The organism is Glutamicibacter halophytocola, assembly GCF_001302565.1.
Lineage (GTDB): Bacteria > Actinomycetota > Actinomycetes > Actinomycetales > Micrococcaceae > Glutamicibacter > Glutamicibacter halophytocola.
The window spans coordinates 504,554-517,165 of record NZ_CP012750.1; the positions used below are offsets into that span (position 1 = coordinate 504,554).

Here is a 12,612-nt window from a genome sequence, read left to right on the forward strand (position 1 = left end):
CTAGTTGGCCAGGAAGAATTCGGCCAGCAGGGCCGCGGTGTCTTCCGGTGCTTCAGCCGGAGCCAGATGGCCTGCGGAGTCAATAATGGCCGCCTGGCCCTGCGGGGCGTTCTCGGCGATGAACTGCGCATCAGCCGGAGGGCACACCTGGTCCTGGGCGCCGTTGATGGCCAGGATGCGGTCCGTGGTGGCCGAGAGCCGCCCACGCACATCGAAGCCGGCCAATGCGGCACAGGCATGGGCGTAGGCAAAGCGGTCAGCATCCTGCAGGCTGTGCAGCAGGCTTGCGGAAATCTCGGGTTCCTTCTCGATGAACCCCGGGGCGAACCAGCGCTGGGCGGAACCGGCAACCATGGTCGGGGTTCCGGCTTTGGCAACAAGCTCGGCGCGCTCGGTCCACCCCTCGGGAGTGCCGATCTTGGCGGCCGAGCAGATCGAGGACAAGGCGTTGAAGAAGCCGGGATGGTCCACGGCCAGTTGCAGTGCGGTGGCGCCGCCCACCGAAACCCCGGCATAGAACAGCTTGGCGCCTTCGGCGATGACCCCGTCAGCCCGCAGGGCCCCTACCATGGCAGTGATGCCGCTGGCGAGTTCGGCCAGCGTGAAGCCTTGCGTCGATGGCTTGCTGGCTCCGTGCCCGGGCAGATCCCAGGCGATGACCTGGAAATGCTCTTTGAGGTAGGGCAGGGCAGGGGCCCACAGAGGAAGGGCCGCGGTGCCCAGGGAGGGTCCTGCGATGAGGGTGGGGAGCTTGCTGTCGGTATGCAGCAGCGACGGAGTTAGTTCTGGGACTGCCATTGTTCCTTCCGTGCCGAATAATCGGCTAATACAGTTGTGGTGAAGCGATCCGCGGCACCAAGGTAGCCGGCGGGATCAAAGAGTTCGGCCAATTCGGCATCACCCAGGCGATCTGCGGGAATCTGCGAACGCAGAAGTTCGTGCAGGGACAGCTCTTCATCCAAGCTGCGGCGCACCAGCTTCTGGATGGCTGCCTTGCCTCCGTCCACCAGCGGTGCCAGGACGGAAGCCAGGCGTTCGGACAGCACCGCGTCGCCGCCCAAGGCGAGGTTCCGTGCGATGGCCGGAAGATTGACGCCCAGGCCGTTGGCCAGGAACGCTGCGTGGAATGCGGCTCCTGCTCCCAGGCGGGCCAGCTCGCGCAGTGCGCCCCATTCGGCATGCCAGCCGCCGTCGGGGCGTTCATCCACCGCGGTGCCGGCAGCGGTGAAGAGCGTGGAGAGCAGACCGGGAGCGCTGAACGCGGCATTGCGCAGCAGCACCGAGCGCACCGGATTCTGCTTTTGCGGCATGGCCGAGGAACCGCCCTTGCCCGCTTCGCGTGGCTCGGACAGCTCGCCGATCTCCGGACGCGAAGAGGTGAGCACATCTGCACCAAAGGTGCCCAGCGCCGCAATGGCCGCGCCCAGGGCGGAGCCGAGCTGGAGAATGGGCATGCGGTTGGTGTGCCATGGCGTGCCCGGATCGTGCAGGCCCAGGACGCGGGCAAGCTGGGAACTGAGCTGCTGGCTGCTGGCCGTGGTGCCGCCTGCCCCTTCGAGGAATTGTTCCAGGGAGGCCAGGGTTCCCACCGCCCCGCCCCACTGCAGGCGCAGCTGACTCGAAGCTGTGTCCAGCTGCTTTTCGGCGTCCACGATGGCCGAGAGCCAGCTGGCGGCCTTCCAGCCGAAGGTGGTTGGCAACGCGTGCTGGGTCAGCGATCGGGCAATGCACACCGTTGAGCGGTGGGCCTGCGCGAGGCGGGCCAACCCGTCGGCGGCACTGCGCAGATCGGCCTGGGTCTGGGCCAGGGTCTTGGACAGGACCAGCATCAGCGCGCTGTCGATGATGTCTTGGCTGGTCGCCCCGCGGTGCAGGGCCGTGCTTGCGGTTTGCGGCGCGCCATCGCGGGCGAGCAGTTCGCGCATCATGCCCAGCAGGGGGATCAGCGCGTTGGCGCCATCGGGAGTCCGCGAAGCCAAGAGCGCCAGGTCGTAGCGTTCCACGCTGGCTACCGAATGAACTGCCTGCGCGTCCTCGGCGCTGCACAGTGAGGCATCGGCCTGGACCTGCACCCAGGCAGCCTCGACATCCAGCATGGCCTGGACAAATGCGGTGTCGCTGGACAAGGAAGCTGCCGCGGTGCCGGCCCACGCCGGGGCCAGCACGCCGTAGTCTGCGCCATCCATCAAGACCCTCGATTCTTCACTGGTTCAATTTGTTCCCACGCTCTAGAACTCTAGCGCCAGAGCGCTGGTTGCCACCGGCATCAGCTGGCGCGCCCGTCATAATCCGCACGCGCAAGCCGCCGCCAAGAAGGCCGAGCCCGTTTCTAGCTTTCGCGCGGATAGGAGAGGAAGACGGTTTCTTCTTCGCCCTGCAAGCGCAGATCCAAGCGCAAGGATCCGTCGTCCTCGCGGGTGGCGATCAGGGTCTTGCGCTCGGCCTCGGACAGCGAGGACAGCAGCGGATCGCTGGCCAGCGCTTCGGCATCCTCGGGCAGGTAGATCCGGGTGAACAGCCGGTTCATCAAGCCGCGGGCGAACACCGTGAGCATGATGAACGGCGCCTTGCCGGCTTCGGTGGCTCCCGGGTTGAGAGTGGTGAAGGTGTAGTGGCCGGCATTGTCCACCGCGGTGCGCCCCCAGCCGGTGAAGGTGTAGCCATCTCGCACCAGCGAGCCTTCGCGGGAGACCACGTTGCCCTGCTCGTCGGCCTGCCAGATTTCCAGCAGCGCATCGGGAATGGCCTCGCCCTTGCCGTCATAAACCACCCCGTGCAGCCGCACCGAATTCGGGTGCCCCTGGTTGACCAGCTCATTGTCCTTGTCATAGGGCAATGCGTAGCCGTAGAACGGGCCGACGGTCTGTCCCGGGGTGGGGACGAGCTTCAGTTCTGGAGCTTTTTTCATTAGTGCTCTGCCTCTTCCTCTTCCATCCAAGTGCGGTTGGATCCGGTCAGTACGATGTCCCAGTTGTAGCCGGTAGCCCATTCGTGGGAGGTGATCGAGTGGTCGTAGGTGGCGACCAGGCGGTCGCGCGCCGCGGGATCGGTGATGGACTGGTAGATCGGATCCAGGGCGAAGAGCGGATCGCCCGGGAAGTACATCTGGGTGATCATGCGCTGGGTGAAGTCGGTGCCGAACAGCGAGAAGTGGATATGGGCCGGACGCCAGGCATTGTGGTGGTTTTTCCACGGGTACGGGGCCGGCTTGATGGTGGTGAACGAATATTCGCCGTTGGCTCCGGTGATGGCCCGGCCCACCCCGGTGAAGTTCGGGTCAATGGGCGCGGGGTGCTGATCGCGCTTGTGCACATAGCGGCCGGCGGCGTTGGCCTGCCAGATTTCCACCAGCTGGCCCGCGACCGGGCGGCCGTCGCCGTCCAGCACCCGGCCGGAGACAACGATGCGCTCGCCGATGGGTTCGCCGTTGTGCTGGATGGTCAGGTCCGACTCCAGTGCGTGCACATCGCGCTGGCCGAAGGCCGGGGAGTGCAACTCGATGGTTTCAGGGTCTGCGTGGTGCAGGTTCTTGGTGGGGTGGCGCAGCAGCGAGGAGCGGTAGGGGGCGAAATCCACCCGTGGCTGGGTTTCGGCCTTTTTGCCGGCCAGCAGCTGCTGGCGGTAGTCCTCGTGGATGCTGGAGATCTCTGCGCTGATATCTTCCTGCGTGGCCGCGGAGGCTGCGGGATCCAGTGCGTTGGTGTTGGCGCTCATGTCGGCTCCTTTCTGGTGGTTATTGGGTGGGCTTAGGCGTGGGGCCAGCCGGTGTAGGACTCGGCCAGAAATTGCTGTCCGAAGCGCGAGGAGGTGACGGTATCCAATTCGCCCAGTGCGCGCTTGGCCATGAACGGATCGCCGCCCACCGGGGTGTGCAGCATGGAGGTCATCCAGTAGGAGAAGTTCTGCGCCTTCCAGACTCGCTTCAGGGCCAGATCCGAGTAGCCCTCCAGCAGCTTCTCGCTGCCGGTGGAGAAGAAGGAATCCAGTGCTTCGAAGAGCACCTTGACGTCGGCGAAGGCCAGGTTCAGGCCCTTGGCCCCGGTGGGCGGGACGGTGTGCCCGGCATCGCCGATCAGGAACATCCGCCCGTGCGAGAGCGGTTCGCGGACGAATGAGCGGAAGCCGAGCACGGTCTTGTCGAAGATGGGCCCGGTCTTCAGCTCGAAGCCATCCGGCCCATCCACGCGCTTTTGCAGTTCGGCCCAGATGCGGTCCTCGCTCCAGGCATTCACGTCCTCGTTCGGGTCGCATTGGAAGTACATGCGCTGCACGGTTTCGCTGCGCTGGGAGATCAGCGCAAAGCCGTGCGGCGAGTTCGCGTAGACCAGTTCCGGCGCGGACTTCGGCGCCTCGGTCAGGATGCCGAACCAGGCGAACGGGTAGGAGACCTTGAAGTCCTGGCGCGAGGTGTCGGGCATCTGGCGGCGGGCGAAGGAGCGCGATCCGTCGGCCCCGACGATCACATCTGCGTGCACCTCGAAGAGGCCGCCGTCGGCATCGGTGAAGCGGAACTTCGGGGTGGACGTTTCCATGTCCAGGATCTCGGTGACCTCGCAGCCGTAGCGCACATCGCCCTGGTCGCGCTGCCGGGCGGCGGCCAGGTCCACGAACACCTCGTTCTGCGCGTACAGGGTCACGGTGGCGTCAACCAGGTCCCGGAAGTCCAAGGGATGGGATTCGCCGTTGAAGCGCAGGTCGATCCCGGCGTGCTCGTCTCCGTGGCTGAGCACCCGTCCGTCCACGCCCGATTCGGTGAGCATGGAGACGGCTTGGGATTCGAGGATGCCGGCGCGGTGGGTGTTGCGGATCGTTTCGTGCTCGCGCATTTCTACAACGATGTTCTCGATGCCCGCTGCGGCCAGCAGGTGGGAGAGCATGAGCCCTGCCGGACCGCCGCCGATGATGCCGACCTTGGTCTTCAGGATGCGTGGCGCCTGTGCCATGGGTCCTACCTGTCTGTGCCGGGACCAGCGGGCGGAGTCCCAGCTGCAGTGCAGGGGTCCGGTGCTGGCCGGGGAAATGGGGTCTTGCATAAGGATGCGCGCGGGACGGGCCTGCGATCAGCACGGTTCTCATTGAATGAGAAAAATGGCGCGGGATCCGCACGCTGATCTGCCCATCGTCCTAGGCCGATCCGCCCGGCTGCAGCGCCCTGGAAATGCCCCGCGCGGCGGTGCGCAATGCCAGTCCGGCGGATTGCACCGCTCGGGTTTGGCGGGGGAGCACCACGGAGATCACGGCTACCTGGTATCCGGCATCATCAAGGATGGGAGCCGCGACGCCGGTTGTTTCCGGATCGATGAAGCCATCGAAGGTGGCATAGCCGGTGCGGCGTATCTCAGCCATTTCAGCCCGGAAATCCGGGTAGGTAGCAGCCATGATCGCCTGGTGGCGGGATAAATAGTCCCGGATGGCTTCCGGACGGGAAAAAGCCAGCAGGGCCATCCCCATGGAGGTGCGGTGCACCGGCATGCGGCCTGCGACATTCGCCTGATTGACGACCGAGCCAGGGCGTGAAAGCCGTTCGATGATCAGCACCTCGTCCTGGTGCAGCACCGAGAGCTGGGTGTTTTGCCGCAGAAGCTGGTTGATGTCCTCCATGAAGTGCAGAGCTGCCGTGCGCAGATCCTGGGTGGCCGCACTGCGATTCGCCAGCTCCCATAGCCGCAAGCCCAGCCGAACCTGGCCCGAGGCATCGCGGCTGAGCAAATCGTGTTCCACCAGCGAATCGAGCAGCCGGTACATGCTCGCTACCGGTATATCGGCCCGGCGCGCCAGGACGCTGACGCTGAGCGACTGGGTTTTCGCGTCAAAGGAGTCAAGGATCCGCACCAGGCGGTCCAGCATTGAATCCCCGCTGGGAGAATTGGCCATGGGACAACTCTAGCCACGCTGCGGCTTGGGGATCTGCGCGATGACGACAACGGCGAGCAGCGCTGCCCCGCCGTACAGGAAAAACGCCCCCGGGTACGCGGTGCCGGCAGCCACCATCAGGCCGGTGACGTAGGGGCCGATGATCGCGCCAAAGCGACCGATGCCCGAAGCCAGTCCAATGCCGGTGGCCACCAGGTTGCGCGGGTACACGTGACCTGCGTAGGCGTACATCAGGCACTGGGCGGAGAAGACAAAAACGCCGGTGACAAAGAGGAACGCGGTCAAAAGCACTTGGCTTCCAAAGGGCACTGCCAGCAGCAGCAACAACGCTGAAGAGGCCGCGAACCAGATCAGCGAGACGAGCTTGATGCCCTTGGAGTCGGCCGCGTAGGCGCTGATGACCAGCCCTGCGATGGCCCCCAGATTCAGCACGAAGAGCATCGTCAGCGAATCGGCTACCGGATAGCCGGCAGCGCCCATGATCTTGGGAAGCCAGGCATTCAGCCCGTAGACCAGGACCAATCCCATGAACGCGGCAATCCACAAGCCGATCGAGGTGCGCAGGTATTTGGGCTTGAGCACATCGGAGATCGAGGTGCGCTCATTGCTGGCGACAACATCGCTTTCGGGAAGCTTGAACCAGAGCAGCGCCAGCAGGGCCAGGCCCAGCCCGCCGCCGAGGAAGTACAGCACCGACCAGTGCACCCCGGCTGCCTTGCCCGCCAGCGATGCCAGGACTGCACCCAGGTGATAGCCGACCATCGGCAGGTTATTGGCCAGTGCACGCCGGCCCACCGGAGCATTCTCCTGCATCAGTGCCAGGGCTACGGGCATGCAGCCGCCCAGGCCCAGGCCCGCGATGAAGCGGAATGCGCCCATCAGCAAAGCGCTGGGAAGGAAGGGGAAGAGCAAGGTGAACACCGAAAAGACGAGAACTGCGATCAGCAGCGGGCGCCGCCGCCCGAAGCGGTCGGCCAGCCGTCCCATGGTTGCCGCGCCAACGCCGACCCCGATCAGCGAAAAGGTGTTGACCCAGTTCATCTCGCTGACGCTGTACCCGCCGACGCCTGGATCGGTCAGCACTGGAATCGTGGCGCCCAGGGCAACAATGTCGTAGCCCTCGAAGACCACGATGAAGAAGCACAGCGCAGCGATCCAGCCGCCAAGTTCGAGTTTCCGGGTATCGGTTTGTGGTGAAGACATGAGTCGCCCCTTCGAGATCTCTTGGTGCCTGGCACGTGATGGGTGCCACGGCGTTGTGATCCTAGCACTATTTTCATTGTGCGCACCAAAGTTCACAAAGCGAACTTTTCTGGCAACCTCTTGATCGGGCTGGTGAAGGCTGATAAAGTTCATTCTACGAACTTAAGTTCACATTGTGAACATCTTTCAGCAATGGAGCAGTGAGACCATGCAGCAGGCGTACCTCTACGACGCAATTCGTACCCCCTTCGGCAAGATCGGTGGCGCACTATCTGGCCATCGCCCCGACGACCTCGCCGCGCATGTGGTGCGCGAACTTGTCGCACGGTCCCCGAAGCTCGAGACCAGCACCATCGACGAATCGATCTTCGGCAACGCCAACGGCGCCGGCGAAGAGAACCGCAATGTTGCCCGCATGGCCACCCTGCTCGCTGGCCTGCCCACCTCGCTGCCTGGCACCACCATGAACCGCTTGTGCGGTTCCTCGCTGGATGCCTCCATTGCAGCATCCCGCCAGGTAGCCACCGGAGACGCCGATCTGGTGCTGGTGGGCGGCGTGGAATCAATGTCCCGCGCACCTTGGGTTCTGCCAAAAACCGAGCGGCCCTTCCCGATGAGCAACCTGGAACTGGCCAACACCACCCTGGGCTGGCGCCTGGTCAACCCGGCCATGCCGGGGGCATGGACCGTCTCGCTGGGCGAGGCCACCGAGCAGCTGCGCGAAAAGCACAACATCTCCCGCGAGGACCAGGACGAATTCTCCGCCCTCTCGCACCAGCAGGCCGCGGCTGCCTGGGATGCCGGAAAGTATGAGAGCCTGGTGGTTCCCGTGCCGCCGGCCAGCAAGCGCGGCACCGAATTCACCCGTGATGAAACCATCCGCGCCGACTCCACCGCCGAAACCCTGTCCCAGCTGCGCACCGTGTTCCGCACCGGCGAGAACGCCACCGTCACCGCAGGCAACGCCTCGCCGATGAGCGATGGCGCCTCGGCCGCGTTCATTGGTTCTGAAAAGGGCGGAACGCTGCTGGGCCTGGACCCGATCGCCCGCATCGTCTCCAACGGCGCCTCCGCCCTGGATCCGCAGTTCTTCGGCTTCGCCCCGGTGGACGCCGCCAACAAGGCCCTGGCCAAGGCCGGGCTGAAGTGGTCGGATATCGCCGCCGTCGAGCTCAATGAAGCCTTCGCCGCGCAGTCCCTGGCCTGCATCCGCGCCTGGGATATCGACCAGGGGATCGTCAACGCCTGGGGCGGGGCCATCTCCATCGGCCACCCGCTGGGCGCCTCGGGCCTGCGCATCCTGGGCACCGTCGCCCGCCGCCTGGCCGAATCCGGCGAACGCTTTGGGCTCGCGGCCATCTGCATCGGCGTCGGCCAGGGCCTGGCCGTCGTGGTCGAGAACGTGAACGCAACCAAGTAGAAGCTGAACGACGGGGGGATTTGAACCTCCGGTCCTACAGCATCTTGAATTCAGAAAGGCAGAATCATGGCACCACGCATTGCCACCTCGGCCGCGGATGCCGTCGCCGAAATCACCGACGGCTCCACCGTCCTGATCGGCGGCTTCGGCAACGCCGGCCAGCCGATGGAACTGATCGACGCACTCATGGACTGCGGCGCGAAGGACCTGACGGTCGTGAACAACAACGCCGGGCAGGCCGACGCCGGCCTGGCCCTGCTGATCAAGGAACGCCGGGTCAAGAAGATCATCTGCTCCTTCCCGCGCCAGTCCGACTCCTGGCACTTCGACGCGGCCTACCGCGCCGGGGAGATCGAGCTGGAACTGGTCCCGCAGGGCAACCTGGCCGAGCGCATCCGCGCCGCGGGCGCCGGCATCGGCGGCTTCTTCACCCCTACCGGCTACGGCACGCTGCTGGCCGAGGGCAAGGAAACCCGCGTCATCGATGGGCGCGGCTACGTCCTGGAGACGCCCATCCACGCCGACTTCGCGCTGATCAAGGCGCTGAAGGCCGACACCTTTGGCAACCTGGTCTACCGCAAGACCGCGCGAAACTTCGGGCCGATCATGGCCACGGCCGCCAAGGCCGCGATCGTGCAGGTTGACGAGGTCGTCGAGGTCGGAAGCATCGATCCGGAGCACGTGATCACTCCGGGGATCTATGTCGACACCGTGGTAGCTCTTGGAGGAGAAAAGTAATGGCTGACGTGCGAACCACCGAAGAAAAACTGACCCGTGACGAGATGGCGCAGCTAGTAGCCCGCGATATTCCTGCCGGGGCCTTCGTGAACCTGGGCATTGGCCAGCCGACCAACGTCTCCAACTTCCTCACCGCCGACCAGGGCGTCACCCTGCATACCGAAAACGGCATGCTCGGCATGGGCCCGGTCGCCACCGGCGAGGACATCGACGAGGACTTGATCAACGCCGGCAAGATCCCGGTGACCGAACTGCCCGGCGCCGCCTACTTCCATCATGCCGACTCCTTCGCCATGATGCGCGGCGGGCACCTGGATGTCTGCGTGCTCGGGGCCTTCCAGATCTCGCAGGCAGGGGACCTGGCCAACTGGCATACCGGGGCCGAAGGCGCGATCCCTGCCGTGGGCGGCGCCATGGACCTGGCCATCGGGGCCAAGGAGACCTGGGTGATGATGAGCCTGTTCACCAAGACCGGCGAATCCAAGCTGGTTGAAACACTGAGCTACCCGGTCACCGGATTGGGCTGCGTCTCGCGGATCTATACCGAAGTGGCCATCTTCGAGTTGCGCGATGCGAAGGTCTTGGTGCGCTCGGTGCACGGCATCAGTTTTGACCAGTTGCAGGCCAAGGTCCCGGTGGAACTGACCTGGGCCTAGAGACACAGTAGATTAGTGGGGTGCCTTCAAACATGCGGAGGCACCCCATGACAGTTTTCAGCGCGTGCAAGGAGCATGGTGAGCGAGCAGGCAACACCTTCAACGTCGGTCCAGTCACTGGCCCGCGGCTTGGCCGTCATCAGCTGCTTTGATGCGGAGCATATCTCAATGACGCTCTCCGAGGTCGCAGCGCGCACCGGGCTCTCGCGCGCCACCGCCCGGCGTTTTCTGCTCACCTTGCAGGAACTGGGCTACGTGCGCTCTGACGGCAAGCATTTCGAGCTGACCTCCAAGGTCCTGCAGCTGGGTTATGCCTATCTCTCCAGCGCCACCTTGCCGCAAATGATCGAGCCGGTGCTTGAGGAGCTCTCGGCGAAGGTGCACGAGTCCGCCTCGGCCTCCGTGCTCGATGGCACCGACATCGTGTACATCGCCCGCGTGCACACCCGCTCGATCATGCGCGTCGGCATCTCCGTGGGCACCCGATTCCCTGCGGTGAACACCTCCATGGGCCGGGTGCTTTTGGCTTTCGGGCCCGAGGAGCTTCGTGAATCCGTATTGGCCGAAGGGTTCGAATCGCGCACCGGGCTGGGCCTGAAAACGCCAGCAGCCCTGCGCAAGGAACTGGAAAAGATCCGTACACAGGGCTACGCGGTGGTTGACCAGGAGCTGGAGATCGGGTTGCGCTCGGTTGCGGTGCCGGTCTTCAACGCCGATTCCACCGTGGCGGCGGCCATGAACGTATCCATGAGCGTGCACCCGGCCAGCGAGCAAAGCGCTGACGAAGCGGCCCAGAAGATACTGCCTCGGCTGCTCCAGGCAGCGCAGCAGGTGCGCGAAGCGCTGGCTTCCAGCCGCTAGCAGAAGGGCGGCCTCGGGCCCCTGGAGGCCCAGCGGATCCGCTATGCGGCGACGGCCTCTTCCACTTCCTGGATGGCCGCGTTTTCATTGGCCAGGCGGGTCTTGTGCACGCTCCATGCGTGGGTTGCGAATATCAGCGCCGCACCGGGAACCAGCCACACGATCAGCCGCAGGATATCCATGCCGATGCCCTGGTCCGGGAAGTAGACCAGCGTCTGAACTGCGTGCAGCCAGCCGGCGCCGTTCCAGAAGGTGTTCAGCGCGCCGAAGAATCCGGGCTGCATGGCCGGCTGGAAGATGCCGCCGGAGCTGGTGAAGTTCAAGGCGACAAAACACATGGTCAAGACCGGCGTGGTCCAGTGGCGCAGCATCGGGTGCAGGCCCATGCCCAGCATGATGATCGAAACCGCGTAGGTCCACGAAATCAGCCAAATGCTGGCGTAGTGGTTTTGAATGATCTGGTAAATCGGACCGGAAACGATCACGGCAATCGATGCGATCACTGCGGCAGCAATTGCGGCCATGGCGAAGCGGATGGGCAGCTTGACCTTGCCCATGAACCCTGCCAGCGGCACGGCGCTGGCGTAGCCGCCAATGCTCAGCGCGACGAGCAGGAAGAACAGGCCCTGCCCGGTGCTGTCATGTTCTCCGGCGGGGACAACGTCCTCCACGTGGAACGGCTGGCCCTGCTTGTAGGCCACATTCATGAAGACCTTCTGGGCGATGTTCGCCGAGGTTTCCGATGCTGCGCTGGAAGCGTAGAGCGTTGCCGAGTCCTTGGTCGATTCGTAGGCGGCGACGATTTCGCGATCTTCGACCAGCTGCCGGGCGGATTCCCCATTATCGACAGTGCGCACGGTCAGCGCCCCATCCGATTCATCTTGCAGCGTCTGGGCGAAGACCTTGGTTGCAGCTGAATCTCCAACCACAGCTACCTGCACGTTGTGCGGCGTTGGCTGATGGAAGGCTCCGAGGTAGAACAGGCCCATGATGGCGCAGAGGAAGAACGGGATCAGCATGGTTCGCGCCAGCTTTCCCCATCCCTTCGGTGCGCGTTGGGCGGTGGCCGGTTCTGGCGGTGCGGAGTTGGAATGCTTGGCGGCGGGGGTACTGGGTGCGGTGGTGTCGGTGGCAGTCATATGTATTAAGAATACCGCTAATGTTGCATTGTGCAACAGAATATCTTGAGTTGTCCGACACGTACTAGACTCGGAACCATGGGCAGGGAACAACGGGAGACGGACATCGAGTCGGTCTACCACCACATGCAACTGATCACTCGACGAGCCAACTCGCGCTCACGGCAGCTAGCCGAGCCCCTGAGCATGGTGGAGCATTCGCTATTGCGATTCATCGCTGACACCCCAGGCGCCAGGGCTACCGATATCGCCGAGGCCTTCTCGCTGAATCGTTCAACGGTCTCCCGGCAAGTCGGTACCCTGCTGGATCTGGGATACGCGGCTTACGACGATTCCGAAGCCGGTCGAGGCCGTGTCCTGGAACTGACCAAACTTGGACAAGAGCGGCTGAATGCTTCAGCGGCGGTGCACCGGGCCGCGGTAGTCGAGCGGCTGGAGGGCTGGAGCGCGGAGCAGATCAATGACTTCGCGGCAGCTCTTGAGCGATACAACGAGGCTGACTCGCAATAGGCAAGCGCTCCACGGCCCGTGGTGAGCCAATCCGGGTTATTCCAGCGCCCGTGCCCATGCGACTGGTTGTTCTCCACGAACTCCGTCACTGCCTTCCAATGCTCGCCGTGCCCGGTCGCAAACATGGTTCCCCAGGGTTCTATTGCCCCAGCGTGGGAGTCCTTGAGCAGTTTGTACATGGCTGTTGTTCTTTGCCGCATCGCGGCAGGAA

At 64.2% G+C, this 12,612-nt stretch carries 13 protein-coding genes; 5 read left to right on the plus strand and 8 right to left on the minus strand.

All coding sequences use genetic code 11. From position 1 onward, the window contains the following. From AOZ07_RS02300 to AOZ07_RS02330, 7 genes are all read right to left on the minus strand, one after another. A complete protein-coding gene (locus tag AOZ07_RS02300) occupies positions 1–798 on the minus strand; it encodes an alpha/beta fold hydrolase (protein WP_060700528.1) in 798 nt (265 codons plus the stop codon). Beyond that, a complete protein-coding gene (locus AOZ07_RS02305; RefSeq protein ID WP_060700529.1) occupies positions 780–2,186 on the minus strand; it encodes a lyase family protein in 1,407 nt (468 codons plus the stop codon). The genes AOZ07_RS02300 and AOZ07_RS02305 overlap by 19 nt, the downstream gene beginning before the upstream one ends. A gap of 143 nt (positions 2,187–2,329) precedes the next feature. Continuing rightward, positions 2,330–2,908: a protocatechuate 3,4-dioxygenase subunit alpha gene (gene pcaG, locus AOZ07_RS02310; RefSeq protein ID WP_060700530.1), complete on the minus strand. Its 579-nt coding sequence runs from the start codon at positions 2,906–2,908 to the stop codon at positions 2,330–2,332. After that, positions 2,908–3,714 (minus strand): protocatechuate 3,4-dioxygenase subunit beta, encoded by an 807-nt coding sequence (gene pcaH / locus AOZ07_RS02315; RefSeq protein ID WP_060700531.1) that lies wholly within the window; start codon positions 3,712–3,714, stop codon positions 2,908–2,910. The genes pcaG and pcaH overlap by 1 nt, the downstream gene beginning before the upstream one ends. Positions 3,715–3,746: 32 nt before the next feature. Continuing rightward, positions 3,747–4,943 (minus strand): 4-hydroxybenzoate 3-monooxygenase, encoded by a 1,197-nt coding sequence (locus tag AOZ07_RS02320; protein ID WP_060700532.1) that lies wholly within the window; start codon positions 4,941–4,943, stop codon positions 3,747–3,749. A gap of 181 nt (positions 4,944–5,124) precedes the next feature. Next, the gene (locus AOZ07_RS02325) at positions 5,125–5,874 is read right to left on the minus strand and encodes an IclR family transcriptional regulator (RefSeq protein WP_060700533.1); all 750 of its coding nucleotides are present in this window, start codon (positions 5,872–5,874) and stop codon (positions 5,125–5,127) included. Between the two features lie 9 nt (positions 5,875–5,883). Continuing rightward, entirely contained in the window at positions 5,884–7,077 is a 1,194-nt protein-coding gene (locus tag AOZ07_RS02330; RefSeq protein WP_060700534.1) for an MFS transporter, read from the minus strand. A gap of 208 nt (positions 7,078–7,285) precedes the next feature. Here AOZ07_RS02330 and AOZ07_RS02335 point away from each other — a divergent pair, with 208 nt between their 5' ends. From AOZ07_RS02335 to AOZ07_RS02350, 4 genes are all read left to right on the plus strand, one after another. Continuing rightward, positions 7,286–8,497: a thiolase family protein gene (locus tag AOZ07_RS02335; protein WP_060700535.1), complete on the plus strand. Its 1,212-nt coding sequence runs from the start codon at positions 7,286–7,288 to the stop codon at positions 8,495–8,497. Between the two features lie 66 nt (positions 8,498–8,563). Then, positions 8,564–9,235 (plus strand): 3-oxoacid CoA-transferase subunit A, encoded by a 672-nt coding sequence (locus AOZ07_RS02340; RefSeq protein ID WP_060700536.1) that lies wholly within the window; start codon positions 8,564–8,566, stop codon positions 9,233–9,235. Further along, a complete protein-coding gene (locus tag AOZ07_RS02345) occupies positions 9,235–9,891 on the plus strand; it encodes a 3-oxoacid CoA-transferase subunit B (RefSeq protein WP_060700537.1) in 657 nt (218 codons plus the stop codon). Before AOZ07_RS02340 ends, AOZ07_RS02345 begins: the two co-directional genes overlap by 1 nt. 75 nt (positions 9,892–9,966) lie before the next feature. Next, positions 9,967–10,752: an IclR family transcriptional regulator domain-containing protein gene (locus AOZ07_RS02350; protein ID WP_060700538.1), complete on the plus strand. Its 786-nt coding sequence runs from the start codon at positions 9,967–9,969 to the stop codon at positions 10,750–10,752. A gap of 41 nt (positions 10,753–10,793) precedes the next feature. Here the strand turns inward: AOZ07_RS02350 and AOZ07_RS02355 are convergent, their stop codons facing one another. After that, on the minus strand, positions 10,794–11,891 hold the full coding sequence (locus tag AOZ07_RS02355; protein WP_060700539.1) for an ABC transporter permease: 1,098 nt from the start codon (positions 11,889–11,891) through the stop codon (positions 10,794–10,796). A gap of 78 nt (positions 11,892–11,969) precedes the next feature. Here AOZ07_RS02355 and AOZ07_RS19010 point away from each other — a divergent pair, with 78 nt between their 5' ends. Further along, complete coding sequence (locus tag AOZ07_RS19010) at positions 11,970–12,401, plus strand: MarR family winged helix-turn-helix transcriptional regulator (RefSeq protein ID WP_060700540.1); 432 nt, start codon at positions 11,970–11,972, stop codon at positions 12,399–12,401. Positions 12,402–12,612: the final 211 nt, after the last annotated feature.

What these genes read in the sequence shown, in the direction of transcription:
- AOZ07_RS02335 (WP_060700535.1), top strand. Translation starts at nt 7,286, where the DNA reads ATGCAGCAGGCGTACCTCTACGACGCAATTCGTACCCCCTTCGGCAAG.
- AOZ07_RS02330 (WP_060700534.1), bottom strand. Translation starts at nt 7,077, where the DNA reads ATGTCTTCACCACAAACCGATACCCGGAAACTCGAACTTGGCGGCTGG.
- pcaH (WP_060700531.1), bottom strand. Translation starts at nt 3,714, where the DNA reads ATGAGCGCCAACACCAACGCACTGGATCCCGCAGCCTCCGCGGCCACG.
- pcaG (WP_060700530.1), bottom strand. Translation starts at nt 2,908, where the DNA reads ATGAAAAAAGCTCCAGAACTGAAGCTCGTCCCCACCCCGGGACAGACC.
- AOZ07_RS02345 (WP_060700537.1), top strand. Translation starts at nt 9,235, where the DNA reads ATGGCTGACGTGCGAACCACCGAAGAAAAACTGACCCGTGACGAGATG.
- AOZ07_RS02300 (WP_060700528.1), bottom strand. Translation starts at nt 798, where the DNA reads ATGGCAGTCCCAGAACTAACTCCGTCGCTGCTGCATACCGACAGCAAG.
- AOZ07_RS02355 (WP_060700539.1), bottom strand. Translation starts at nt 11,891, where the DNA reads ATGACTGCCACCGACACCACCGCACCCAGTACCCCCGCCGCCAAGCAT.
- AOZ07_RS02320 (WP_060700532.1), bottom strand. Translation starts at nt 4,943, where the DNA reads ATGGCACAGGCGCCACGCATCCTGAAGACCAAGGTCGGCATCATCGGC.
- AOZ07_RS02325 (WP_060700533.1), bottom strand. Translation starts at nt 5,874, where the DNA reads ATGGCCAATTCTCCCAGCGGGGATTCAATGCTGGACCGCCTGGTGCGG.
- AOZ07_RS19010 (WP_060700540.1), top strand. Translation starts at nt 11,970, where the DNA reads ATGGGCAGGGAACAACGGGAGACGGACATCGAGTCGGTCTACCACCAC.
- AOZ07_RS02350 (WP_060700538.1), top strand. Translation starts at nt 9,967, where the DNA reads ATGGTGAGCGAGCAGGCAACACCTTCAACGTCGGTCCAGTCACTGGCC.
- AOZ07_RS02340 (WP_060700536.1), top strand. Translation starts at nt 8,564, where the DNA reads ATGGCACCACGCATTGCCACCTCGGCCGCGGATGCCGTCGCCGAAATC.
- AOZ07_RS02305 (WP_060700529.1), bottom strand. Translation starts at nt 2,186, where the DNA reads ATGGATGGCGCAGACTACGGCGTGCTGGCCCCGGCGTGGGCCGGCACC.